22 protein-coding genes and 1 pseudogene are annotated in these 24,376 nt (G+C 37.5%); 18 read left to right on the forward strand and 5 right to left on the reverse strand.

The genetic code is table 11. The features are described from left to right. The first annotated feature begins 35 nt into the window (after positions 1-35). The 9 genes and pseudogenes from BANA01_RS09410 (at position 36) to BANA01_RS09440 (ending at position 9,293) form a co-directional block, all read left to right on the forward strand. Positions 36-1,631: an ATP-binding protein gene (locus BANA01_RS09410; RefSeq protein ID WP_034677487.1), complete on the forward strand. Its 1,596-nt coding sequence runs from the start codon at positions 36-38 to the stop codon at positions 1,629-1,631. Then, positions 1,628-2,350: a response regulator gene (locus tag BANA01_RS09415; protein ID WP_034677488.1), complete on the forward strand. Its 723-nt coding sequence runs from the start codon at positions 1,628-1,630 to the stop codon at positions 2,348-2,350. The genes BANA01_RS09410 and BANA01_RS09415 overlap by 4 nt, the downstream gene beginning before the upstream one ends. Before the next feature lie 36 nt (positions 2,351-2,386). Continuing rightward, positions 2,387-3,985: an ATP-binding protein gene (locus BANA01_RS09420; protein WP_235847095.1), complete on the forward strand. Its 1,599-nt coding sequence runs from the start codon at positions 2,387-2,389 to the stop codon at positions 3,983-3,985. Beyond that, positions 3,969-4,661, forward strand: coding sequence for a response regulator (locus tag BANA01_RS09425; protein ID WP_034677490.1), 693 nt, complete (start codon positions 3,969-3,971; stop codon positions 4,659-4,661). Before BANA01_RS09420 ends, BANA01_RS09425 begins: the two co-directional genes overlap by 17 nt. 91 nt (positions 4,662-4,752) lie before the next feature. Continuing rightward, positions 4,753-6,150 (forward strand): CitMHS family transporter, encoded by a 1,398-nt coding sequence (locus tag BANA01_RS09430; protein ID WP_082799463.1) that lies wholly within the window; start codon positions 4,753-4,755, stop codon positions 6,148-6,150. Positions 6,151-6,192: 42 nt separating this feature from the next. Then, positions 6,193-6,339 (forward strand): hypothetical protein, encoded by a 147-nt coding sequence (locus BANA01_RS29875; protein ID WP_169803673.1) that lies wholly within the window; start codon positions 6,193-6,195, stop codon positions 6,337-6,339. A gap of 361 nt (positions 6,340-6,700) precedes the next feature. Further along, entirely contained in the window at positions 6,701-7,633 is a 933-nt protein-coding gene (locus BANA01_RS09435) for an AEC family transporter (protein WP_063252839.1), read from the forward strand. Between the two features lie 124 nt (positions 7,634-7,757). Continuing rightward, positions 7,758-8,240, forward strand: a pseudogene (locus BANA01_RS30320) (amidase); the annotation flags it as partial. Positions 8,241-8,351: 111 nt separating this feature from the next. After that, positions 8,352-9,293: a sensor domain-containing diguanylate cyclase gene (locus tag BANA01_RS09440; RefSeq protein ID WP_063252841.1), complete on the forward strand. Its 942-nt coding sequence runs from the start codon at positions 8,352-8,354 to the stop codon at positions 9,291-9,293. A gap of 149 nt (positions 9,294-9,442) precedes the next feature. Here the strand turns inward: BANA01_RS09440 and BANA01_RS09445 are convergent, their stop codons facing one another. Together BANA01_RS09445 and BANA01_RS09450 are read right to left on the reverse strand one after the other, a co-directional pair. Beyond that, on the reverse strand, positions 9,443-10,792 hold the full coding sequence (locus tag BANA01_RS09445) for an MFS transporter (protein ID WP_063252843.1): 1,350 nt from the start codon (positions 10,790-10,792) through the stop codon (positions 9,443-9,445). A 677-nt stretch (positions 10,793-11,469) separates the two neighbouring features. After that, on the reverse strand, positions 11,470-12,231 hold the full coding sequence (locus tag BANA01_RS09450; RefSeq protein ID WP_063252844.1) for an IclR family transcriptional regulator: 762 nt from the start codon (positions 12,229-12,231) through the stop codon (positions 11,470-11,472). 169 nt (positions 12,232-12,400) lie between these two features. On the opposite strand from BANA01_RS09450, the gene BANA01_RS09455 reads away from it, so the two are divergent. From BANA01_RS09455 to BANA01_RS09485, 7 genes are all read left to right on the forward strand, one after another. Then, positions 12,401-13,267 carry a dimethylarginine dimethylaminohydrolase family protein gene (locus BANA01_RS09455; RefSeq protein ID WP_063252846.1) on the forward strand — a complete coding sequence of 289 codons (867 nt, stop codon included), beginning with the start codon at positions 12,401-12,403 and terminating at the stop codon, positions 13,265-13,267. A 17-nt stretch (positions 13,268-13,284) separates the two neighbouring features. After that, complete coding sequence (locus BANA01_RS09460) at positions 13,285-14,046, forward strand: dimethylarginine dimethylaminohydrolase family protein (RefSeq protein WP_063252848.1); 762 nt, start codon at positions 13,285-13,287, stop codon at positions 14,044-14,046. A gap of 44 nt (positions 14,047-14,090) precedes the next feature. Continuing rightward, positions 14,091-15,500, forward strand: a complete 1,410-nt coding sequence (locus BANA01_RS09465) for an amino acid permease (protein ID WP_063252849.1) — start codon at positions 14,091-14,093, stop codon at positions 15,498-15,500. Positions 15,501-15,630: 130 nt separating this feature from the next. Beyond that, positions 15,631-17,256, forward strand: a complete 1,626-nt coding sequence (locus BANA01_RS09470) for a M20/M25/M40 family metallo-hydrolase (protein WP_063252851.1) — start codon at positions 15,631-15,633, stop codon at positions 17,254-17,256. A 423-nt stretch (positions 17,257-17,679) separates the two neighbouring features. Next, positions 17,680-18,333, forward strand: a complete 654-nt coding sequence (locus BANA01_RS09475) for a DNA-3-methyladenine glycosylase (RefSeq protein WP_063252856.1) — start codon at positions 17,680-17,682, stop codon at positions 18,331-18,333. A 128-nt stretch (positions 18,334-18,461) separates the two neighbouring features. Then, a complete protein-coding gene (gene thrC / locus BANA01_RS09480) occupies positions 18,462-19,865 on the forward strand; it encodes a threonine synthase (RefSeq protein ID WP_063252857.1) in 1,404 nt (467 codons plus the stop codon). Between the two features lie 147 nt (positions 19,866-20,012). Next, a complete protein-coding gene (locus BANA01_RS09485) occupies positions 20,013-20,354 on the forward strand; it encodes a hypothetical protein (protein ID WP_063252859.1) in 342 nt (113 codons plus the stop codon). Between the two features lie 36 nt (positions 20,355-20,390). Here BANA01_RS09485 and BANA01_RS09490 read toward each other — a convergent pair whose 3' ends face one another. The 3 genes from BANA01_RS09490 to BANA01_RS09500 are packed head-to-tail and all read right to left on the reverse strand — an operon-like array spanning position 20,391 to position 22,865. Further along, positions 20,391-21,734: a replicative DNA helicase gene (locus BANA01_RS09490; protein ID WP_169803674.1), complete on the reverse strand. Its 1,344-nt coding sequence runs from the start codon at positions 21,732-21,734 to the stop codon at positions 20,391-20,393. Beyond that, positions 21,655-21,993, reverse strand: a complete 339-nt coding sequence (locus BANA01_RS09495) for a replicative helicase loader/inhibitor (protein WP_063252862.1) — start codon at positions 21,991-21,993, stop codon at positions 21,655-21,657. Before BANA01_RS09495 ends, BANA01_RS09490 begins: the two co-directional genes overlap by 80 nt. Then, complete coding sequence (locus BANA01_RS09500) at positions 21,990-22,865, reverse strand: hypothetical protein (RefSeq protein ID WP_063252864.1); 876 nt, start codon at positions 22,863-22,865, stop codon at positions 21,990-21,992. Before BANA01_RS09500 ends, BANA01_RS09495 begins: the two co-directional genes overlap by 4 nt. A gap of 245 nt (positions 22,866-23,110) precedes the next feature. Here BANA01_RS09500 and BANA01_RS09505 point away from each other — a divergent pair, with 245 nt between their 5' ends. After that, positions 23,111-23,623 carry an RNA polymerase sigma factor gene (locus BANA01_RS09505; protein WP_063252866.1) on the forward strand — a complete coding sequence of 171 codons (513 nt, stop codon included), beginning with the start codon at positions 23,111-23,113 and terminating at the stop codon, positions 23,621-23,623. Continuing rightward, positions 23,610-24,341 carry a hypothetical protein gene (locus tag BANA01_RS09510; protein ID WP_063252868.1) on the forward strand — a complete coding sequence of 244 codons (732 nt, stop codon included), beginning with the start codon at positions 23,610-23,612 and terminating at the stop codon, positions 24,339-24,341. The genes BANA01_RS09505 and BANA01_RS09510 overlap by 14 nt, the downstream gene beginning before the upstream one ends. Positions 24,342-24,376 lie beyond the last annotated feature (35 nt).

Here is a 24,376-nt window from a genome sequence, read left to right on the forward strand (position 1 = left end):
AGTTTTTTTACTATAATAAGAAATGAGGTGATTGCGTGCGTTTACATTCGAAATTAATGCTTGTCATTCTTCTATTAATTATCTCGATTGGAGTTATTTTTGAGATTACTTTTAAGAATATAATGGAAAACAATCTTAAACATGAAATAGGTTCTAAAGCTTTATCTGTAGCCCAAACGATTGCAAATATGCCACATATCAAGGAAGCATTTGAAGCCGAAAATCCTGCGGCACATATCCAGCCGATTGCAGAAAGCATTCGTAAACAGGTTGGGGCAGAATTTATTGTTATCGGGAACCGAGATGAAATTCGTTATTCGCACCCCAATCCGAAGCGATTAGGACAAAAAATGGTTGGGGGAGATAATGGACTTGTTTTTAAAGGAGAATCTGTCATCTCAGAATCTACCGGAACTCTTGGTCCCTCTCTACGTGGAAAAGCCCCTATCTTTAGCCAGGGGGAAGTGATTGGTGTTGTTTCAGTCGGGTATCTACAGACCGATATTCAAAAGGAAGTTTCAAAGATACAGAAAAAAATCTTTTTTGCGACACTTCTTATTTTAATAGGAGGATTACTAGCTGCATTACTCATTTCTTTAAATATAAAAAAGGCAATGTTTGGACTGGAACCGAAAGAAATCGCCTGGATGTACCAAGAGAAACATGCCATTTTAGAGTCCATTCATGAAGGGATTATTGCCATTGATACTGATGGACGAATCACAGTTGTGAATGAAACGGCACATAAAATTTTGGGGGTTCCAAATGAGACACTTCTCCGAGGAAAGAGGATTGAAGAGGTTCTAGAAAATACGAATCTTCTTGAAGTAGTTCGAAATGGGCAGCCAGATTATGATAAGGAAATACTTATCTTTGGAGATATATTTTTGGCTAATCGGATTCCGATTTTTAATAAGAAGGGTGATGTGATTGGGGCTGTCGCCAGTTTACGCAATAAATCGGAGCTTGCCCAGTTACTGCAGGAATTATCCCATGTAAAAGCCTATGCAGAAGGTCTGCGTGCTCAAACCCATGAATATTCCAATCGTCTTTATACTCTGCTAGGCTTAATTCAACTAGGGTCATATAAGGAAGCGATTGATTTTATCTCTAAGGAAGTCGATGTCACACAAGGATTTATCCAATTTTTAATGAAGGAAATCCCTGATCCCATTATTGCTGGATTTATATTAGGGAAAGTAAGTCTAGCAAGTGAATTGAAAGTTAGTTTTTCAATAGATAGAGAGAGCAGTTTTAAAGATTTACCACATGATATAAACAGAGATTCATTAGTTACCATTATTGGCAACCTAGTCAATAATGCTTTTGAAGCAGTTAGGGAGAATGAAAAAGAAGAGAAAAGAGTCTCGCTGTTTTTAACCGATCTTGGAAAGGAACTGATTATAGAAGTAGAGGATAATGGAAAAGGAATCGATACTACCATTAACGAACAGATTTTTAAAGCAGGCTATACGACCAAGAATACCAATAGTAATGCAGGAATTGGGCTTAGTCTAGTTCAGAAGGCAATCAAAGGCTTAGGGGGATATATCACATTTTCATCAAATGTGGGGGAAGGTACGATTTTTACTGTGGCTATACCCAAAGAGCAGAGGGAGAGTGTGAAATGAAGGGGAACAGAGAGATAGACGTATTAATTGTTGAAGATGACTTAAGGATAGCAGAAATACAAAAGAGGTTTCTAGAACAGATTGAAGGCTTTCAAACGGTCGGGATTGCGGCAAGCTATGTTGAGGCCAAAACCTTAATTGATATATTACAGCCAGACTTACTTTTGTTAGATGTTTATTTTCCTGATATGAACGGACTAGATTTGCTAAAAGAAGCAAAACAACAATCGAAACAAATGGATGTTATTATGATTACAGCAACAAAAGAAATTACACAAGTCCAAGAGGCGATTAGTATTGGTGTATTCGATTATATTATCAAACCGGTCGTCTTTGACCGCTTTAAACAATCGTTACTGAGATATAAGGATTATCATGGAAAGCTATTACAATATAGAAGAGAAAATACCCATGTGACTCAAGCGCAGGTAGACAGGCTGTTACGGAAAGAAGCAGAGGGAGCTGGAAATGAAAAGTCTTATCTCCCAAAAGGAATCGACCCATTAACACTAGAAAAAGTGATGGAAGTTCTCGGGAAAGTTGAATATGGACTAACAGCAGAGAGTGTCGCGAAAGAAATAGGAGTAAGCAGAACCACCGCAAGAAGGTACCTTGAACACTTAGTATCGAATGAAAATATAGAAGCGGATTTATCATATGGAACAGTAGGAAGGCCTGAACGAGTTTATATCGTTTCAAGCAAAGCAACTAAGATTTAAGCGTTATTTTAATAGGAGGTTTTCTGCCTGAAGTCAATGAAAGTTTCCCTGCAAACAAAAATATTCGGGCTGGTTCTCTCACTAGGTTTATTGTTAATCATATTAATGACAGGATTCTATAGTTATATGGAGAGTAAACAAATTGAGGAAAATAAGGGAAGGCTGGCATTGGAATTATCGAAAACCGTATCGTTTATTCCAACCATCATCGATGCATTTCAAACGCCTGATCCTTCTAAAACGATACAGCCTATAGCAGAAAAGATACGAAAAGAAACCGGTGCAGAATTTGTCGTCATCGGAAATCGTGATGGAACCAGATATTCGCATCCATTGGATACAAAAATTGGGAGGAAAATGACAGGAGGAGATAATGAAAGAGCGCTTGTCCAAGGAGAGTATTATATCTCGAAGGCGGAGGGTTCACTCGGACCGTCCATTAGAGGGAAATCTCCTATCTTTAATCATCAAGGTAAGATTATCGGAATTGTATCCGTAGGATTTTTATTAGAAGATGTCCATCAGCAAATTGTAAATAACATCAGGAGAGTGCTCATTGTTTCTTTCTTTGCACTGTTGATTTCACTTATAGGCAGTATGTTACTTGGACGCAATATACGCAGGGATACAATGGGGCTTGAGCCTTATGAGATTGCCACTCTATACAAAGAAAAAAATGCTATCCTGCATTCTGTAAAAGAAGGGATATTAGCGATTGATAATAAAGGCTTTATTACCATGATGAATCAAAAGGCAAAGAGGCTTCTGCAGCTTCAGGGAACAGTAAAAAATAGGAAAGTAGATGGGCTGTTTCCTTCTAATTATTTGTATGAAGTATTAAGGTCAGGGAACGCTCAAACAGATATAGAAATGGTTTGGAAAGATAAAACAGTGATTGTTAATTGTACCCCTATCGTTGATGAATCAGGTATTAAGGGGGTTGTTGCTTCTTTTCGTGATAAAACCGAAATTAAACAAATGTTAAATACGATATCCGAGGTAAAAAGTTATTCGGAAGATCTCCGAGCACAAACACATGAATTTACCAATAAATTATATGTTTTATTGGGCTTGCTTCAGCTTGGAGAATATAACCAAGCAATCGCGATGATTCAAAGTGAGACACAAACGCTGCAATTTCAGAATACAGTGGTTTTTAACCAGATCAAAGATATAAAAGTGCAGGCGATCCTACTAGGGAAATTAGGAAAAGCGTCAGAGCGGAAAATTAAGTTTGAGATTATTTCAGATAGCTATTTGGATAGTTTACCTTCCCATGTTAATCTATCAAACTTAATCGTGATCCTTGGAAACTTAATTGATAATGCATTTGAAGCCGTCTATGATTGTGAAATCCCGACGGTTAAGTTTTTCGCAACAGATATTGGAAAAGATATTATCTTTGAAATTTCTGATAACGGAAAAGGAATTAGCGATGTGGAATTTCCTCTTCTATTTGAAAGAGGCTATACCTCCAAAAATGGCCCCGAGTCAAGGGGATTTGGTCTATCAAATGCTGAAGAAGCGGTATTAGAGCTGAATGGGATTATCGAGGTCCAGAGCAATCAGGAAAGTGGAACTGTTTTTACTGTCTATCTTCCAAAGAATGTGCAAGGAGATGAGGAACTTGGATAGGATAAAAGTGGCTATAGCGGAAGATGATTTTCGAATAGCTGATATTCATGAGAAATTTTTGGAAAAGTTTAAGGAAATCGATGTAGTTGGCAAATCATTGAATGGTGAGCAGACTTTGCATATATTGGAGCAGCAAAACCCAGATCTACTGCTGTTAGATGTGTATATGCCGGATATACTTGGTTCTGAGTTGCTTCCTGTAATCCGGGGGAAATTCCCAAAGGTCAGTATTATTATGATAACAGCCGCAATAGATAAGGTTTTCCTTGAAAAGGCATTAAGCTATGGTGTTGAGAATTACTTAATCAAACCTGTAAGCAGGGAAAGATTCGATGAAGTCATCCAGGATTATATTAAAAAACATTCGCTTCTTTCTGCCAATCAAGAAGTAAATCAGAATTATGTAGATCTGCTATTTCGTAAAGGGAAACAGGAAGAGCCGACAAAGAGTGCGGGATTGCCAAAAGGAATTGACGAAATTACCTTAGGGAAAGTTAAGGCTGTTTTTCATGTAAAAAGAGGGGGACTTTCCGCAGAGGATGTTGGCAAGGAAATGGGTGCTTCTCGAATCACTGCACGAAGATACCTGGAATATCTTTCCTCCAAACAGGAGGTAAGAGCAGAAGTGGTTTATGGAATTGTGGGAAGACCGGAAAGAAAATATTATCCAGTTTAAAGAGGGGGCCAAAGACCTTCTTTTTTTTATACTTTTTTGGATACAGTCAGTGAATAATCCTATATGGAAATATTATCCTACTGTGAACAAAATGTACAAAATCAATTTTATTTACGTTAATAACTTTATTTTGGTAACGTTTTCACAACTGAATATTTTGATTATATTTAATTTACAAACAAAAGAGGTGAAGACGATGCTTGCATTATTAGGGTTTTTGATGATTATTACTTTTATGATTTTAATTATGACAAAACGACTTCCGGCGATGATTGCCCTTATCGTTGTTCCTGTCATTTTTGCATTAATCGGCGGATTTGGTAAGGAAATGGGACCAATGGCGCTAGAAGGTATAAAAAGTGTGGCACCAACTGGGATTATGATCCTATTCGCTATTCTCTTTTTTGGTATCATGATTGATGCAGGAGTATTTGATCCTATTATTTCTACTATTTTGAAAGTTGTAAAGGGAGATCCAGTAAAAATAGCCATCGGAACAGCCGTTCTTGCACTTTTAATATCCCTTGACGGAGATGGAACTACGACGTACATGATTACGATTTCTGCGATGTTACCTTTGTATAAACGAATCGGTATGAAACCGTTAATCCTTGCCGGAATTGCTGTATCAGCTTCAGGAGTCATGAACCTTCTTCCATGGGGTGGACCAACTGCGAGAGCCATGACGGCATTACATCTTGAGATGTCAGATGTCTTTACCCCGGTAATACCTAGCATGGCGGGTGGAGTGCTGTTCGTATTGCTCATGGCCTACTTTCTAGGGAGAAAAGAACGGAAACGGGTTGGTATACTGCAAATCGATTACAGCACAATGTCAATGGTAGCGGCTACATCAGAGGACGCCTATTTAAAACGACCAAAGTTAATACTTGTAAACTATTTTATTACGATTATCCTGTTAGTTGCGCTAATTAAGGAAGTACTTCCAACCACTGTATTATTTATGCTTGGATTTGCTTTGGCAATTACGATTAATTATCCAAAATTAAGTGATCAAAAAGAACGAATTGCAAATTATGCAGATAATGCGTTATCGGTAGTTTCGATGGTTTTTGCTGCAGGTATTTTTACTGGTATCCTAACAGGCACAAAAATGGTCGATGCGATGGCAAACTCCATGATTACGTATATTCCAGATGTACTTGGTTCACATTTTGCTATTATTACCGCTATAATCAGTGCTCCTTTAACATTCTTTATGTCAAATGATGCCTTTTACTATGGTGTTTTGCCATTGCTTGCCAAAGCAGCAAGTGTCTATGGCATTGATCCTGAGTTCCTCGCACGAGCATCACTATTGGGGCAGCCTGTCCATTTATTAAGCCCTCTTGTACCTTCAACATATTTATTAGTCGGTATGGTGGGAGAAGATTTTGGGGACTTACAGCGCGCATTCCTTAAATGGGCTTGTGGTTCAACCCTGGTTATGATGACCGTTGCAATACTATTGTCAATTATTCCTTTTTAACTCGATTGAGAACAAAGGAAAATCGATAGGGGATGAATGTTAATGTGGATAATCACAGTCTATACAAAGGAAAACAATATTTCAATGTTTGAATTTACTTCTGAAAAGGAAGCCAGAGAAGTTTTTAATAATGTTTCAGGTTGTAAGATTCTTTCAGAGGTTATTTATTTTAATGATCAGGTGGTATAAGAAATAGGAAAATGCATTTTATTTTTTGGCTCTTTTAAAAACTGAATGTTGATTTAACTGTGTTTGGAAAATAAGCGGAGAATTTCCGTTTAAATTGGGAAGTACCCATATTTCCTTAAAAATAAGCGGAGTTTTTCCGCTTATTGTATCGAAATCCGTGGAATTTGTCTTATTTAAAGCAGTTAACCGGAATATCTCCGCTTATTTCTGCTTCTTAAGCTCATCTTTATACGATCGCCGGAAATTCTCCGCTTATGAATTCTCGGCCCTACACGAAAATCAACATTAAATAATAACAGAGCATATTTTTAAATAAACTGCATTTTTCCTTTTTTTATTAGATGGAGAGAAGGGTAGTTGTATGAATATTTTATTTCATATCTTGTTGGATATCATTTTTCCGATATTTCTATTGATTGGGGCAGGCGCTTTACTGCAGCGGAAAATAAGGCTGGATTTATCTACACTGTCAACATTGACGGTGTATTTCTTATTGCCAGCGGTTTGTTTTGTAAATATTTATGAAAGCAAAATGTCAAGTGAGTTAATTGGCCAAACGTTAGTATTTTTAATCCTTTTTAATGTTCTGCTTATCCTTACCAGTATGGTTATTGCAAAAGCGAACAGGTTTGACCGTAAGCTGTCATCTACTTTTAAAAACAGCATGGTTTTGAGCAATTCAGGAAATTATGGTCTCCCTGTAAGTGAATTAGTTTTTGCTGCTAATCCTGCCGGCATGTCAATCCAAATTATTATTTCTATTTTTCAAAATCTCCTTACCTTTACATATGGATTCTTCAACAGTGTCTCTGCCCAAAGCAGCGGTAGAGATATCATACGAAAAATTATTCGTCTTCCGGTTATATACGCTTTAATATTGGCGATATCGTTGAAATGGCTCCATATTCAAATTCCTCCATTTTTGTGGAAGCCAATTGAAAATTCATCAAACGCATTTTTGGCCGTTGCACTGGTCACACTTGGAGCTCAAGTGGCGTTTTTAAAGATTACTCGAATTTCTAAACCCATTGTTTGGATAGTAATTGGCCGGCTGATAATTTCTCCTTTTGTTGGGTTAGTAGTAATATACTCTCTTGGATTAACTGGAATAACTGCTCAGGCACTATTTATAGCCAGTTCATTTCCCACTTCAAGAAATAGTGCTTTACTGGCGCTCGAATATGATAATTACCCGGAATATGCCTCACAAGCGGTTCTATTAACTACTGTCATCAGTAGTATTACAGTTGCAATTGTTGTTTATTTATCAAAAATTCTTTTTGGAAATGGATAATCAGGTTAGCAGAGGAATATTAGGAAACTGGAAAATACGATGGAATGGGCCGTTATCCTTGCAAATGGAGAAATTGACTACCAACATTAACCAGAACGCTCATAAATAATAAAACTGCCTAATGGGGGTTCCAATAGATGAAATGAAACAAGCATTAGGAAATTTCCTTTCCTTATTGCCTTCTTACCTGCCTCTGTACATTCCGATAAAGAATTAATTGAATTTAATACTAGGAATGAAAAGAAGGCTTTAAAGTTTAGGGTAGAATATGCTCAATTATGGAGAGGGATTGCCACATAAGACATCGGGGAATCCTGAATATTTACATGCTAAACTAGAAGATTTATATTTTTCCGAAGAGCAAGGTATTGATTTTGTTTTAAAAGAGTATATTCTCGATGCAATATTGTTTCCTTCCTTATATTGGTTCTACTATTTGTGCTAAAGCGGGCTATCCTACCACCGCAGTCCCTGCAGGTTATATGGAGAATAGAAGTCCCTTCGAATAACTTTTGCTGGAGGTACCTTTAGTGAATGAACATTAATTAAACATGCGTATGCTTTTGAACAATCTACAAAATATAGAAAATCCCCCCACTTCAACTAATAGGTGCAAGAGTAAAGAGTATGATTTTGTGGGGCCGATTGTTGAACAGTACCTAGTTATATATGTTAAACTTTAGGTGTTATTCTAAAATTGGGGGCATTGAGGTGCTTTATGGTTATAACTTTAGAAGAATTGCAAACATATAAGAATTTTGATGAACTTGCTAATGATGTACTTAATTTAGCAAAGGAAATTTTACCAGACAAATTGATTTATTTAACCTCTTTTAGTGATAAAGAGCAAATTATCCTAAAACTATCGGATGTTAATACGCACATTTCTTTGAGCGAAGGAATGGTTATTAATCTTGATGAAACCGTTTGTAATCGAATAGATTTCCAAAAGAACCAACCATTAATCTATGAAGATTTAAGAAAAGAAACATGCTTGGATGATTTAAGAGAAATACTCGCATTAGTTAATATTAACTCTTATTTAGGAATTCCGATTTCCCTTGTAAGCGGGGAGAGGTTTGGAACATTATGTGCGGCTCATCATGAGGCTAGCGATTTTGACAAGAAGAGTATTGATTTGCTCCAAAGAATAGCCAAGATGTTTTCTTATTATTTGGAACTTGAGCGTCTTGCCTATAGAGATTCTTTGACAGAGTTATATAACAGGCAGTATCTTTTTAATTCCTTTGAAGACGTTTCTAAAGCAGGTGGAGTATTTTTCTTTCTTGATTTGGATGGGTTTAAAAAGGTAAACGATTTACATGGGCACGATGTAGGTGATCGAGTATTAAAGGAAGTGGCATTAAAAATTCAAAAGGTTGTAGACAAACATAAAAGTGCCTTTGCTGTAAGATTAGGGGGAGATGAATTTATAATCAGTTTCCCTCCAATTTCTTCTAGTATGGAAATTAGCTGTCTAGCGGAAGAGTTGCTAAACTATTTAAATACCTGGGATAGAGAATATCAACTTTCCACAAGTATTGGAATTGTACTTTATCCTGCCGGTAGAGGTATCAATTTAGATACTATCCTTAAAAATGCAGATAACGCCTTATATCGTGCCAAAGCAGCAGGAAAGAACACCTATATTATTTTTTAATCATTCCTAATAAAGAAACTCGCCAAATGGCGAGTTTTTCACTTTATATACTAATAACATGTCAATATGACTAACCATTCCGTACTTGTTTTTAGAAAAACACCTTAAATGGGATCCCTTTACTATCCGGAGGTGATACTTTTAATCTATTAACTAACATGAACTTTATTAAATTCCTCTTTGGTATCGTTTACATTTTGATGGGCATTTTTTACAGGCACCATAAAGAGTGCGGCGGCTGCAATCAAGCCTGGGATCGTAAAGGCAATAAAATTTAAGTGAATGGGTAAAGAAACGGATAATAGAAATCCTCCTAAAAGGGGTCCGAGCATACCGCCGGTCCTGCCGACTCCAGAAGCCATCCCTAATGCTGTAGATCTAATCGTTGGCGGATAGTACTGAGAAACATAGGCTTGAACAATATTTTGTGCACCAATGGTTGCAGCTCCGGCAACAGCTACTAACAGATAGATTACTAACGTATTACCTCCAAATCCTAGGAGTGTCAGAGCCACAGCGCCTGAGGCATACATTGGAACAAGCATTTTCTTTGAACCATATTTATCACAAAGTCGTCCGATTATGAGTGTCCCGATAATGGCACCACCTTGGAGGGCAATCAGAAAGCCTAAGCTTGAATTTAAGCCATAACCTGCTTCCATCATTAATTTTGGAAGCCAAGTATTCAACCCATACACCATTAATAAACAACTGAAAAACGCTGTCCAAAACATAATCGTACTGAAGGCTCGGTTTTCCTTAAATAGTCCTATAATAGGAACTTTTGATTCTTGTATATTTACGTCGATAACTTCATCATTTGCACTAAAATGCGATTCTGGACTTACTTTCGCAAGGGTTGCAATCAATTTTTCTTTTTTGCCTGTACGGATAAGATAGCTGGCTGTTTCGGGCAGTTTTTTATACATGATAGGTAAAAACAGTAAAGGAACACCAGCAAACCAGAAGATTGATTCCCACCCAAAAGTTGGCATTATAAAAATCCCTATTAAGGGAGCAAGAATTCCCCCAACAGAATAACCACATAATACGATACTTACAATCATACTTCTCATTGTTTTAGGAGCATAATCAGTTAATAGTGCGATAACATTTGGCATGATTCCACCCAAACCTAACCCAGCTAAGAAACGAAAGGTTGAGAAGGTTGTAGGGGTTTCGGCAAAGCTGCAAAGGAATGTAAATAAACTAAACAGCACTAATGTTATCGCAATCACGTTCTTTCTGCCAATACGGTCAGCTAAAGTACCAAAAAAGATTGCCCCAAACATCATCCCAAATAACCCATAGGTTCCGATAGCTCCTGCTTCCACCGAAGATAGATTCCATTCCTCTATCAGGCTTGGTACAACCGTTCCATAGACTACTAAATCATAACCATCAAACAAAATAATGATAAAACTCCATAATAGCAATCCTAAATGAAAACGGTTAAATTTGCTGGCAGCAATAACCTCGGTAGGATTAATTGTTTTCATATTTTTTCCCCCTAAAAAATAAATAAAATGACAACGCTTACGTAAATATGAGTGGATTCATATTTGTTGTGGGTTAACACTAATTACACTTTACTAATAGTTAATACAGTTCTCTAATTAGAGATTATAAACACTAGAAGCAATATTTTCAATAAAGGATTTATACTTTTTTGAATATTGGTAAAAATTTAGGTCCATAGAACCATCATCAAATACCATTTCCATTTGGGGGGAATATGGAAACGTAAGTAGAATCAAAAGTAAAAAAGAGATATTGTTTTTACTATCTTGTTCTCCTGTTCCACGACGCTTGCGTCCGGAAAACGGAAGGCATACACCCATTCGGAATTTGTAATATAACGATTAAACTGTAGGAAAGGGTGTGAGAAAAAAATGTAAAAGAGGGATTTTTATGCCTATTATTCAAGGGCGAATGATGAGGGAAGACCAAAAGAGAAAGTAGCAGAATTAACTCGTAATGTAACGAATACTGTCTTCGAAACGTTGAATGTTCCGAAAGTAATTGTAACGGAAATACTTAATACACACTAGGGAAAAGCTGGAGTGCCTTCAGAAGAATAAATATTCACCCTTTCAGTAATATACAATAAACAATCTACCTAAAAACACTCTTGCCAGTTCGATGGAAGAGTGTTTTTTTGGGACAATCGTTTAGTTTAATATTTTTGTCCCGTATTAATTCTAAGTTTACTTCCTAGTTTAGCAGATATTCGTAAACCGGTTTGAATTACCTTTTCAATAAATAACTGCCTTTTTTTATCTGTTTGGTTGATGTCTACGTAACCAATGCTTAATGCCCCTATTAATTCGTTGGAGTGATTGAAAATAGGAGCTGCGACGGAGGAGGTGCCTTTCGTTCTTTCTCCGTGGCTTTCCCAATAACCCCTATGACGAATGGTGGCTAGCAGTTGAAGGAAAGATTCAATTTCTTCTTTTATTACTAACTCACTTATAATTTTTAACGCTTCTTCCCTCTGCATATTTGCCAGCATAACTTTATTGGCAGCCCCGATATTCATTGGGATTCTGATTCCCAACTGATCATAAATCCGGATCGGATTATACGGGCAATCAATTCTTTCAACAATTATAGATTCTGATCCTATAGGTTTACTAAAATAAACACTCTCTTCTACCTCATGCATTAACCTCTCCATTTCCGGTCGGATTAGACCGACAAAATCAAAGGTATCATACATCTTTAATCCATATTCCATCCAGGTATATCCCATTGAATAGAGTTTTAGATTAGGATCCTGCTGAATTAATCCATGTTTAATCATGGACTGTAAAAGTCGATGCATGGTACTGACAGGTAAGTCACATTCCTTTGATAAATCCGTAATCGAGAACCATTGTTTCGAATCGCTTTCTGCTAAGACTTTAATTACTTGCATAGCACGGTCTATAGTTTGCATTCTATCCAACTCCTATCATTTCTTCGACCAACCAAGTATAAAAAGAGAATATTTAATTATCAGTTAATTCAAAATATATTGACATACATTTCCCCTTTTTATATTATCATATTATAAGTTTCCATTAAAAGAAAAGGATTTCCACTATGCGGAAAAGGGGGTTAGGAACATGTTATCATCCATGCATAAAAATCTCAACAAGGTAATTTTAAAACATCCGAAGGACGCTTTTATCAGTCAAGAGCATTTAAGAAATGAATGGAAAAAGTTTAATTACATCAATGAACCGGACTACATAAAAGCACACAATGAATTTGAACAGTTTCATACGATTATTAGAGAACATGTGGCTGAAATTGTATTTTTACCTGCTTCAGGGACAGTAGGATTAGACTCGCTTTACACCCACGACCCTGTAAAATTCACGAAAAACGGAGCCATTATTTTAAAATCAGGTAAAAAATTACGTCAACCAGAGGCAGAGGTTTATAAACAATTTTTACTAGAACAGAAGATTCCTATAGTTGGTGAACTAACAGGGGATGCGGTGGCTGATGGTGGTGACCTCGTCTGGCTCGATGATCAGACTTTATTAATTGGACGTGGTTATCGTACAAATGATGAAGCCATCCGACAAATCAAGGAACTGACCAAGGATATGGTTGAAGAATGTATTGTTGTCCAATTACCGCACGACCAGGGGGAAGAAGAATGCCTTCATCTTATGTCATTTATTAGTATTGTTGATGAGAATCTAGCAGTGGTTTATTCAAGACTCATGCCGGTATTCCTCCGGCAGCTGCTAATAAAACGAGGTTTTGAATTAATAGAGGTACCGGATGAAGAGTATCACCGATTGGGCTGTAATGTTCTTGCGCTCGCACCAAGAGTCTGCGTGATGGTTTCAGGGAATTCGTCAACAAAGAAACAATTAATTGCAGCAGGCGCAACTGTCTATGAATATGAAGGAAATGAAATATCTTATTTAGGAACGGGGGGACCTACATGTCTTACATGTCCAGTAGCAAGAGGTTAAAAGAGGAGGCTAGTATTATGTTTCAAAATACAATTGTTAAAATACCAAGCGAAAACTATGTCAATGGTTTAACTACTTCTGATCTAGGAAGACCTAATCTCGAAATGGCATTAGAACAGCACCAGGCCTATATAAACGCGTTAAAAAAATGCGGTACAACCGTAACAGTTCTTCCTAGCAACATTGAATTTCCTGACTCAACTTTTGTAGAGGATACAGCGGTATTGACACCGAAGTTCGCTGTCATTTCGAATCCAGGGGCACTGTCCCGGAATGGTGAAATCCATGAAATGGAACCTGTAATTAAATCATTCTATGATTCTATTTATTATATTAAGGCTCCGGGAACTCTTGATGGGGGTGATATTCTTCAAATCGAAGATCATTTTTATATAGGAATTTCTGCTAGAACTAACCATGATGGTGCTGAGCAATTAAAAACAATTCTAGAATTGGAAGGGTACAAAGGTACGATTGTTGAGCTGGAGAAGTTCTTCCATTTAAAAACAGGAATTGCTTATTTGGGAAATCAAACGATTGTGGTTGCAGGGGAATTTATCAATCATCCCGAGTTTAATCATTATCAAAAAATAGTTGTTCCGCCTGAAGAGGAATACGCAGCAAATTGTATCCGTGTGAACGATTTTGTCATCATTCCTGCAGGTTATCCTATAACAAAACAAAAAATTAACGATGCAGGGTATCAAACCATTGAACTCGAAATGTCAGAGTTCCGTAAACAGGACGGCGGATTAAGCTGCTTGTCACTGCGATTTTAATAATAAAGGGGTAAAGCTATTTTAAGAGGGGTGGGAGAGGGAAAATGGAAACAGTGAATCAGGTAAGTCAGGAAAATCAATTAAATCGTTCCATGAAACGCAGACATTTATTTATGCTTTCATTAGGGGGAGTTATTGGAACGGGATTATTTTTAAATGCTGGTTATACCATTAATCAATCGGGAGCCGGCGGTGCACTAGTCGGGTATTTGTTTGGCGGGATCATTTTGTACCTGGTCATGGTCTGTCTAGGGGAGCTCGCTGTCTATATGCCTGTAACAGGTTCTTTTCAAACCTATGCCAGTAAATTCATTAGTCCTTCTGCCGGGTTCTCTTTAGGCTGGATGTATTTTATTGGGTCAGCAACTACAGCTGGTGTAGAGTTTACCGCCGCCGGTATCCTAATGCAAAGGTGGTTCCCTGATGTTTCCGTCTGGATATGGTGTGCAGTCTTTATACTGCTATTATTTGGACTTAATGCCCTAACAACAAGAGGTTTTGCCGAGGCAGAATACTGGTTTGCCGGTATTAAGGTACTAGCTGTTATTTTCTTTATCATTATTGGTGCCGGAGCCATTTTTGGAATTATTCCTCTCGAAGACAGACCTGCTCCATTATTAGACAATCTAGCTCCATCCGGATTATTTCCAGCCGGAATTGCCATTCTTTTTGTGACGATGATGAATGTTATTTTTTCTTACCAAGGATCTGAATTAATCGGGATTGCTGCTGGAGAGAGCGAGGAACCTTCTAAGAATATCCCTCGTGCCATTCGTAACGTGTTATTTAGAATTATTGTCTTTTATTTGGCCTCTATTATTATTTTATCTGCGATTTTTCCAACTGAGGAGTTGGGTTTACTTGAAAGTCCATTCGTAACTTTGATGGAGTTGGCTGGTATTCCATTTGCACCGGATATTATGAACTTTGTAATTCTGACAGCGATATTATCAGTAGGAAACTCTTGTATCTATGCGTCCACTCGTCTTTTGTGGGCCATGGCTCATGAGGGAATGGCACCAAAACGATTTGGGAAACTTTCAAAACGGAAGGTTCCATTTAGAGCTCTAGTGTTTACGATGATATTCTCACTACTATCACTTTTGACTAGTGTGATTGCTGCCGATACAGTTTTCGTTCTATTAATGTCTGTTGCAGGAATATCTGTGACCATCTCCTGGATTGGAATTGCGCTTTCTCAGTTAATGTTTCGGCGTAAATATTTACAGGGCGGTGGGAAATTAGAGGACCTGCAATACAAAGTACGATTTTATCCTTTAATTCCAATCGTATGTATTGTATTTTGCGTATCTATTCTTATATTCCTGGCATTTGACCCAACACAACTAATAGGACTCCTCATCGGACTAGGATTTCTAATAATATGCTATGTATCCTACTACTTCAAAAACAAACAAACCAAAGCAAACTCAGAAACGAATATCAATGGATAACATGGGTGACAAACATGGGTGACAGGCACCGCTCGTGGACAGTGTCCACCTGGGGTGGACACTTTTATCCTGCGGGTGGAAATTTATGTAAGGAATATGGAATATTGGAATATTAAAGGGGAATAGAATGATGGAACAACTTAGGTGGGGAACACCGGATAGGCTGCGGAGTTTATTGTGTGAACTGGTGAGCTGGAAGAGTATGACGTTAACAGAGGGAGAGCGGGAGTTTCCGTTCAAGGTTCAGGCGAAACTTCAGGAGCTTAAGTATTTTCAAGAGAATCCGGACCATTTGGGTCTTTATGAGGCTGATTTGGACCGGAGATTCTTAACGGGGTTATATAAGCATGGTTCTTCAAAGGAAACGATTGTTTTACTGAGTCATTTTGATACGGTAAACACTGAAGAGTATGGAGACCTAGAGGAGTACGCCTATCAGCCCGAAGAATTGACGAAATTACTATTCAATAGAATTGATGAACTGCATGGAGATGCACACAGGGATCTCCTGTCTGGGGAATTTTTATTTGGCCGCGGCACAATGGATATGAAGATGGGACTGGCAATGCATATGGGGTTATTGGAAAAAGCAACAGTTGAGAAATGGCCGATAAATCTGCTCTTGCTTACAGTCCCTGATGAAGAGGTAAATTCAACTGGTATGCGTGCGGCCGTAACGAAACTGCTTGAATTAAAGGATCAACATAATCTTAGCTATAAACTTTTTCTAAACGGAGAGCCGGTATTTACCCAAGAACCGGGTGACAGAAGCTTTTATGTATATTCTGGATCCATTGGAAAGATTATGCCATCAGCGCTTTTTTATGGAAAGGAAACACATGTTGGCGAACCACTCAGTGGCATTACGGCACCATATATTGCTTCATTTTTAACTCAGAGAATGGAGTGGAATTTGACGCTGCAAGAAAAAGTAAATGGCGAAACTACACCACTGCCTGTTACCCTACAGCAGAAAGATTTAAGATTGGAATACTCTGCTCAAACGCCTTTTCGTTCTGCAGCATTATATAATGTGTTTTTAATGAAACGGACTGCTGACGAAATTATGGGGTTATTTGAAAAGGTTGCCATTGAAGCTGCGGAAGCCTGCAATCAGTCATATAAAGAGGTTTGTTTGAAGCACTCTATTGAGCCAGTTGGCGAAGTCCGTGTTTTGCGTTACGACGATTTACACACACATGCAATCCGTAAATTCGGATTCGATTTTGTGGAGCAAATAAAGGCTCAAGTTCAGACCATTCCTAACTGGGATGACCGTGAAAAATCATTACGAATAGCAGACAGTCTGATGATTGAATGTCAGGAGCTTGCACCAGCAATCATCTTACTCTATGCACCTCCTTATTATCCGGCAGTTAATTCTTCCGATGATGACCTCGTCAAGAGATGTGTACAGTTTGTTAGGGAAAAAGGACAAGAAAAATTTAATTTACCTGTAAAACAGGTGCATTATTTTAATGGAATCAGTGATTTAAGCTATGTTAACTATCAAGATGAAGAAGAAGGGTGGACTGCATTTAAAGCAAATACACCCGTTTGGGGTAGCAGTTACAGTATACCTTTTGACGCTATGACCAAGCTTCGTGCACCTGTCCTAAATGTCGGTCCGTTTGGAAAAGATGCCCATAAACGAACAGAAAGACTGCATATTAAAAGCGCCTTTGAAGAAGTACCGTCTTTAGTTGAGGATATGATAAAAATGATCATCAAAAGCATGTGTCAATCTGTTCATTGATATAAAAACTGACACCTTCCGTGTAGGAGGGTGTCTTTACGATTTTACAGGATTTATTATTTAGCAGCCTTTGCAGGGTTAATTTTCGTTTAGGTATGAGAATTTCTAGGCGGAGAATTTCCGGTTAATGTTTAAAGAGGAGGAATAAGGAATAGATATAACCGGAGATTTCCCGGTTAACTGATCTAGAAAAGAAAAAATCAAAAGAATTGAATCATATAAACGGAAAAGCTCCCCTTTTTTTTAAGGAAATAGGTGTATTTCCAAATTTAGCCGGAATTTTTTCGTTTATTTTTCAAATACAGTTCATCAACATCAGACTATAACAAAGATATAATTTAAAATAAATTTCTTTATTACATATTTTAATTCTCCGAAATAAGGGTAAACCAAAAAGAAAATCATTCATGCGGAGGCAGCAGTATGGGAGAGATTCCAAAAGAAATCATTCCACTATCATATGACTTTTATGAACAGCCTACCCTAGAACTTTCAAAGGCATTACTGGGGTGCCTCCTAGTTAAAGAAACTGATCAGGGTATGGCTGCAGGATATATTGTAGAAACAGAGGCCTATATTGGTCCAGTAGACAGGGCTGCGCACAGTTACAATAATAGGCGGACGGGAAGGACGGAGGTCATGTTCCACCGTTCTGGACTTACCTATACCTATCTTATGCATACCCATTGCCTTTTCAATGTGGTCAGCGGTGGTGAAGAAAATCCTGAAGCTGTATTGGTCCGTGCCTTAGAACCACGTTATGGGATTGAATTGATGAAAAGAAGAAGAGGAATTCAAGATATAACAAATCTAACTAATGGTCCTGGTAAACTGACTAAATCAATGGGTATTACCATGGAGGACTATGGCAGTTCTCTTACACTTCCACCTTTATACATAGCTAAAGGTTTTTGTCCGGAGAGTATATCGGTCGGGAAAAGGATTGGAATTGACAAATCTGGTGAAGCCAAGGATTATCCATGGCGCTTCTGGATTACCCATAATAAATTTGTTTCAAGACATCAAAAATCTGAATATGAAATAAAAATCAAAAAGGATAAAAATAATGAAGATTAAAGCAATAATTTCTAGACTATTCACTCAATTATGTTAAAATGAAATTTATATTTTAGCACTTTAAAAGGATATAATCTCACACTTCAAACCTGAGGCAATCAAACTTTTAATAGATACAGGAGGCAGCTATGAACTTTGTAAGTACACGCGGAAATGTAAGTAAAATTGGTTTTATCGACACAGTCTTAATGGGGCTAGCAAATGATGGGGGACTATTAGTACCGGAGAAAATTCCACAAATTCCTGCAGAAAAGTTAGAATCTATGTCCAATCTAACCTATCAAGAATTAGCATTCGAAATCTTTTCTTATTATGTTGACGGTGAAATACCAGACAATGAGTTGAAAGAACTCATTCAGAAAAGCTATGCAACCTTTCGTCACCCAGAGGTAACGCCTGTTCAAAAGTTAAAGGATAATATGTATGTTTTAGAACTATTCCACGGACCGACCTTTGCTTTTAAAGATATCGCACTGCAATTCTTAGGGAATTTATATTCTTATGTATCCAAGAAGACAGGGGAGTCGATTCATATTCTCGGTGCTACTTCAGGGGATACAGGTGCCTCAGCGATTGAAGGTGTCAGAGGAAAGGAAGGCATTCGTATTTGTATTTTGCATCCATACGGCAAAGTAAGTAAGGTACAAGAATTACAAATGACGACGGTCGATGATAAAAGTGTGTTGAATTTAGCCATTAAAGGTACATTTGATGATGGCCAAAGAATCATCAAGGAATTGTTCGCAGATGTTGAGTTTAAAAACAAATACCATATGCGTGCAATCAATTCCATTAACTTTGTTCGAATCATGGCGCAAACGGTTTATTATTTCTATTCATATTTCCAAGTGAAAAAAGCTACTGGGTTAAAGACGATAAACTTTAGTGTGCCAACAGGTAATTTTGGAGATATCTTTGCTGGTTATCTTGCCAAGAAAATGGGTCTCCCGATTGGTAAGCTCATCGTTGCTACGAATGAGAATAATATACTAGAAAATTTCATTCGTGATGGATTGTACAAGCCAGGTGAATTCCGCAGCACATTCAGCCCATCCATGGACATTCAAGTAGCCAGCAATTTTGAGCGCTATCTATATTATCTACTTGGAGAAGATCCAAAGGCCGTGTCGGACTTAATGGAAAACTTTAACGTAGAAGGAAAAATTGTTGTAAGCGGCGATCTGCTCCATAAAGTGCAAGAAGATTTTGCTGCACATGGAGTAAATGGGGAAGAGTGCTTACAAACGATCAGTAAGTACAATTCAGAAACTAGTTATTTATTAGATCCACACACGGCGTGTGGGGTAGCTGCATACGAAAACTGTAATATTCCGAGTGAAATCTGTGTCACCCTCGCCACTGCTCATCCGGCGAAATTTAATGAATCCATTGAGCGTTGTGAGATTCAACAGACATTCCCTGAACAAATCAACCAATTGTTTAATAAACCACAATACCTGGAGATTGTTGAAGCTGATAAAGGTGAAATCGTACATCATTTAGAAAAGCTTTTTAGTTTTTCTGCAAAATAAACCAAAAGTGCGCACCTTCCGGACAGGAAGGTGCCTTTTACGTTGTCCAGTAGATAACGTAAAAAAAATGCTCGATATTACTTAGGCATAGAATATACGAACCTACTTTGGATAAAGTAACACTAAAAGCGTATAAGAGGTGTTTGTTTGAAATTTTTTGTCATAGGTGCAATCGTTTTTGGTGCTATTGTTTTTTCCTTATTACCTATTTTATCAGCCCATTTTTTTCAACCCACTTTAAAAGACAGCATTAAATTCAATGTATATTTTCTGCCTCTTTCTTTTATAGGAAACATCGTCCTATCATGGGGATTCATTCAAGGCAGCAAGACATTTGGAAATACAGTCATGCTTGGTGGTCTTCAAACTGGGGTTTATGCAGTGGTTGTTACAGTTTTATCGATTTTGTTTTTACAGCAGAAAATTTCAGTTTATTCTATTATGGGTCTAGTACTTATAGCAATCGGTACGATTTTTTTAAATAAGTAAAGGTCCTGCCAATTAAGGGAAGGCAAGTAACCTTCCCTATGTAAGTTGAAAATTAGATATATAATCCCGATAGCGGCTATAATTTTTCTCAAATGCCAGCTTAACCACTCCCACTGGACCATTCCGGTGCTTTGCAATATTCAAGTTAATCAGTTCAGCTTTATCAGACCTTACAGGTTCGCCATCTTCACGGCTTAGTAACAAGATCACATCTGCATCCTGCTCAATACTTCCAGAATCCCTTAAATCGGACATGACCGGCCGTTTGTCAGCCCGCTGCTCAACACCTCTGGATAACTGCGACAACAGGACAATCGGTACTTCGTATTGCCTAGCAATCAACTTTAGCTCACGTGTTATGTTACCAACTGCTAAATCCTGTCGCTCAAAAATCTTTGTTTGGGTGATTAACTGTAAATAATCGATCACTACCAAGTGCTGGCTAGTTGGATGCTCCCGTTTCGTCTTCTGGATGGAAGCACGAATGTCCGCAATGGTTTGACGAGGCTGATCGTGTATGTGGATATTCCATTGATCTATGGTTCCTAGTTCATGAATACCTCGATCATGGTCATCACCGTTGAAATAATGGTAAGGATCTTTCCATTTTGAGCCGTCTACATAGGAAATATCACTCAGCATTCGTTTGAGCAGTTGTATAGCAGGCATTTCTAACGAAAAGAAATCAACCACTCCGCCATCCTTGCAGCAGTTTTTTGCTAGATTAAGAGCGAGGGCGGTTTTTCCAACGGATGGCCTAGCAGCAACGATGATTAAATCCCCATTTTGCAGCCCATTTAACATGCCATTGAGCAGAGAAAACCCAGTATCTATTCCTGATATATTTCCTCGGTCCTCGACCATTTCTAGATAAACCTCGGTTAAGATATCTCTTTTCGATTTTTCTTTCAACTTACCGACATCTTGCATGTTTGTATAGATAGTATAAAAATCATCCACCGCATCGACTGTTTTCTCGTTTAGAATGCGGAAGGCAGCCTGCTGAAACATTCGAAGTTTATAGTCGTTCATAATAATAGTTTGATAGTGTTCATAATTAGCTGTGGATGGGCAGCACCCGGCAATAGCTGTCATATAACTATAACCGATATTTTCAAGGGCGTTCCCCAGTTTTTTTGCTACCAGTACAACATCAATGGGTGTGTTCTCTTTTTGCAGCTCCCGAAACGCTTGAAACAGGAGTTGATTTCGCTTTTGTGAAAAATGGCATGCTTCTAAGGTGATTTCATTTATAAGCTCAGGTTCTAGAAACACTGCTCCTAAAAGAATACCTTCCGCTTCAAACAGATCTTCGTGGTGAATATTCGGCAAGCCAGGCAGGTAGTGGTCCTCGTTTGTTCGAGTTAGAGTCGGATTCAATTCTTTCACGTCCTTTCTTGATCCATTCTTGTAGTATTGTAGGAAAATCGTTGTCATCGAAGGAAAATACTGCTATATCCGCAATGGTTGGTGGGAAAGGACTTTTTCTAATATGGTTCTTAACCCTTGCCATCACTTTCTCAACATCCATTTCTGAACAAAATTCGAGCCATTGCTGTATTGTTTCGTCCTTAAAGATACAGTTTGAATATACCGATTCAATCAGTACTAAAAGTTCGATTACTTCTTTCTTGGTCATTGTGCTTCCTCCTCTAACGAGATTATCCCTTCTTGAACCAACCGTTCAATGCGATCAGACATCGATTCTTTTTTTGACTTTTTCTGCTGCTGCGGTTTCTTCTCACTTTCTAGTTTTGTCCTTATAACCTTTTCGCAATACGATACACTGCAAATCGTCCCGTTCGGATTCTTCAAAAGGTATTCTTCAAAAATTTCCATTAACAAAGATTCTAACTGCTCCGTTTTCACAGGAAGGCTGCAGATTCTCTCCATTGCCAATTTATCTTTAGGGCTTAAAAGTTTTCCTTGTTTTCGTAAACCGATAAATATTCTGGAGATATTTTCTTTTCTTTCACGCTCTAACCTGTCATCGTTGGAGACTCCTTGTGAAGGAAAATTGAAATTTTCTTGGATGTGATAATGATCAATATTTTTTACATTCTTATATTCTTTCTTTCTATTATTTTGTTCCAGTTCCGTTTTATTTTCGTTCTGTGACTGTTCCACTTCCGTTTCGCGAAACGGAGGGCAAAAAAAATCAGCTGTTCCGTCTAGACACTTAAAATCATCGGAATTCATTACGGTGAAAAGTGTTCCTAAAGGTGTTTCTTCGGCCATAAGCAAACCTTTTTTTACTAGTTTATCAACAGCGCGTTTTACCGTACTTTTTGCAAGTGCCTTCTTGGATCTTCCTTCTATGTACATTAAGTCTTCACCTAACTGGGAATATGCCCTTATGTATTGTCCTTTTTTTAGCTTCAACCCATTTAAAACGATTCCATCTTCGTAAGTTGCCTTCATCAAAATCCACACATAAAGCCGGAAAGCCGAAACGTTAAACCATAGTTCATCATTTGTAAATTGCTTTGTCAATTTTACCCATCCGGACATCTAACCATCTCCTCCTAGTTTTCTCAACCTTTATATATATAAAAAGAGTAAAAAAGGACAGAGTCAAAAAATATTTTTTTAAAAAAAGTAAAAGAACTACTCTTAATTTATAATAGCTCTTAACCAACATATCTCTAACAGAAAATAAACTTAAATAATATTTGTATTGGGTGACATAAATGGTGCGCGGTTTCGACTAATTTATGAGAATAAAAAATTGGAGGAAAAATGGAGTTGACCAGCGGATGAATAGCGACAAAATTTCGGAGTGGTATTATTTGTACAACAAAGATATATACAATTTTTTAGTTTATTACATCGGATCAAGCGATGTAGAAGATCTAGTGCAGGAAGTTTTTATCCGAGCAATTAAAGGCTTTGATGCATTTCAGAATAAATCAAGTCCTAAAACATGGCTTTTATCGATTGCCCGCAATGTGGGAATAGATGAAATGAGAAAAAGGAAACGTTTAAGGATGAAGCAAATGAATTGGTTCCGCCAGGATGAGCGATCGGATAAGGAAACACCCGAGAAAATGCTCCAACTCAATGAAAATAACCAATTGCTTTACCTAGCAATTCAATCACTAAAAACAAATTATCGAGATGTTATTATTCTTAGGGGGATAAAAGAACTCTCTGTATCGGAAACATCCTCCATATTAAATTGGAATGAAAATAAGGTTCGAACTACCTATCATCGTGCGTTAAAGTCATTACAAAATCGTATAGGAGGATTTTCTCATGAAGAAGAATGAGAAATATTATAATTTAGAAAATAAAATTCGGTCATTACCAGAACCTGATTATGATAAAAACTTTACTAAAGAAACCCAGGATATCATCCATAAAAATCTAATACAATTTGCTAGTTCATATGATACGAAGAAAAAGAGAACGGTAATGATTAAAAAGATTTCAGCAGGGTTAGCAAGTATTGTTGCCATTGTGTTATTTGCCATTCTTACAATTCCTTTATTAAGTCTTAATTCAAATCAACAAGGGCAACAAGGTAAAGGAGAACCTGTAGTAGATAAAAATAAAGATAAAGAGGATATAGATCAGAATCCACCTAAAGAAAACCTTTATAATAATTCAGAATATGGATTTTCCTTTACATTACCCGAAACTTGGGTGGGCTTTCAGATTGTAACAGATTCTTGGGAAGGCATAGATACTGATCAACAACAAGTGGAAAATGGTCAAATTCTGTTAATTAGACATCCTGCATGGTCAGAGGAACAACCAAGACAAGATATTCCGATTATGATTTTTACCCTAAAACAATGGTCATCACTTGAAAAGGGGGAATTTCATATTGGTGCTGCACCGATTGGTCCAACATTGCTTGGCCTAAATGATGAATATGTTTTCGCACTTCCAGCTAGATATAACTTTGCATTTCTAGAGGGCTATGAAGAAGTGGAGAATATTTTAGAAAACAACCCGCTTGAACCTAAAAATGTAATAAAGTAGCTTCGTTCACACCCATTTTACTAAGCTCAGCTTAT

The organism is Neobacillus niacini NBRC 15566 (assembly GCF_001591505.1).
GTDB classification, from domain to species: Bacteria; Bacillota; Bacilli; order Bacillales; family Cytobacillaceae; genus Neobacillus; species Neobacillus niacini.

Bases quoted from the DNA above. Each gene is read 5' to 3' on its own strand.
- BANA01_RS09425 (WP_034677490.1), top strand. From the start codon at position 3,969: ATGAGGAACTTGGATAGGATAAAAGTGGCTATAGCGGAAGATGATTTT.
- BANA01_RS09505 (WP_063252866.1), top strand. From the start codon at position 23,111: ATGAATAGCGACAAAATTTCGGAGTGGTATTATTTGTACAACAAAGAT.
- BANA01_RS09450 (WP_063252844.1), bottom strand. From the start codon at position 12,231: ATGCAAACTATAGACCGTGCTATGCAAGTAATTAAAGTCTTAGCAGAA.
- BANA01_RS09455 (WP_063252846.1), top strand. From the start codon at position 12,401: ATGTTATCATCCATGCATAAAAATCTCAACAAGGTAATTTTAAAACAT.
- BANA01_RS09440 (WP_063252841.1), top strand. From the start codon at position 8,352: ATGGTTATAACTTTAGAAGAATTGCAAACATATAAGAATTTTGATGAA.
- thrC (WP_063252857.1), top strand. From the start codon at position 18,462: ATGAACTTTGTAAGTACACGCGGAAATGTAAGTAAAATTGGTTTTATC.
- BANA01_RS09430 (WP_082799463.1), top strand. From the start codon at position 4,753: ATGTACAAAATCAATTTTATTTACGTTAATAACTTTATTTTGGTAACG.
- BANA01_RS09470 (WP_063252851.1), top strand. From the start codon at position 15,631: ATGGAACAACTTAGGTGGGGAACACCGGATAGGCTGCGGAGTTTATTG.
- BANA01_RS09460 (WP_063252848.1), top strand. From the start codon at position 13,285: ATGTTTCAAAATACAATTGTTAAAATACCAAGCGAAAACTATGTCAAT.
- BANA01_RS09465 (WP_063252849.1), top strand. From the start codon at position 14,091: ATGGAAACAGTGAATCAGGTAAGTCAGGAAAATCAATTAAATCGTTCC.
- BANA01_RS09420 (WP_235847095.1), top strand. From the start codon at position 2,387: ATGAAAGTTTCCCTGCAAACAAAAATATTCGGGCTGGTTCTCTCACTA.
- BANA01_RS09500 (WP_063252864.1), bottom strand. From the start codon at position 22,865: ATGTCCGGATGGGTAAAATTGACAAAGCAATTTACAAATGATGAACTA.
- BANA01_RS09475 (WP_063252856.1), top strand. From the start codon at position 17,680: ATGGGAGAGATTCCAAAAGAAATCATTCCACTATCATATGACTTTTAT.
- BANA01_RS09415 (WP_034677488.1), top strand. From the start codon at position 1,628: ATGAAGGGGAACAGAGAGATAGACGTATTAATTGTTGAAGATGACTTA.
- BANA01_RS09495 (WP_063252862.1), bottom strand. From the start codon at position 21,993: ATGACCAAGAAAGAAGTAATCGAACTTTTAGTACTGATTGAATCGGTA.
- BANA01_RS09445 (WP_063252843.1), bottom strand. From the start codon at position 10,792: ATGAAAACAATTAATCCTACCGAGGTTATTGCTGCCAGCAAATTTAAC.
- BANA01_RS29875 (WP_169803673.1), top strand. From the start codon at position 6,193: ATGTGGATAATCACAGTCTATACAAAGGAAAACAATATTTCAATGTTT.
- BANA01_RS09510 (WP_063252868.1), top strand. From the start codon at position 23,610: ATGAAGAAGAATGAGAAATATTATAATTTAGAAAATAAAATTCGGTCA.
- BANA01_RS09435 (WP_063252839.1), top strand. From the start codon at position 6,701: ATGAATATTTTATTTCATATCTTGTTGGATATCATTTTTCCGATATTT.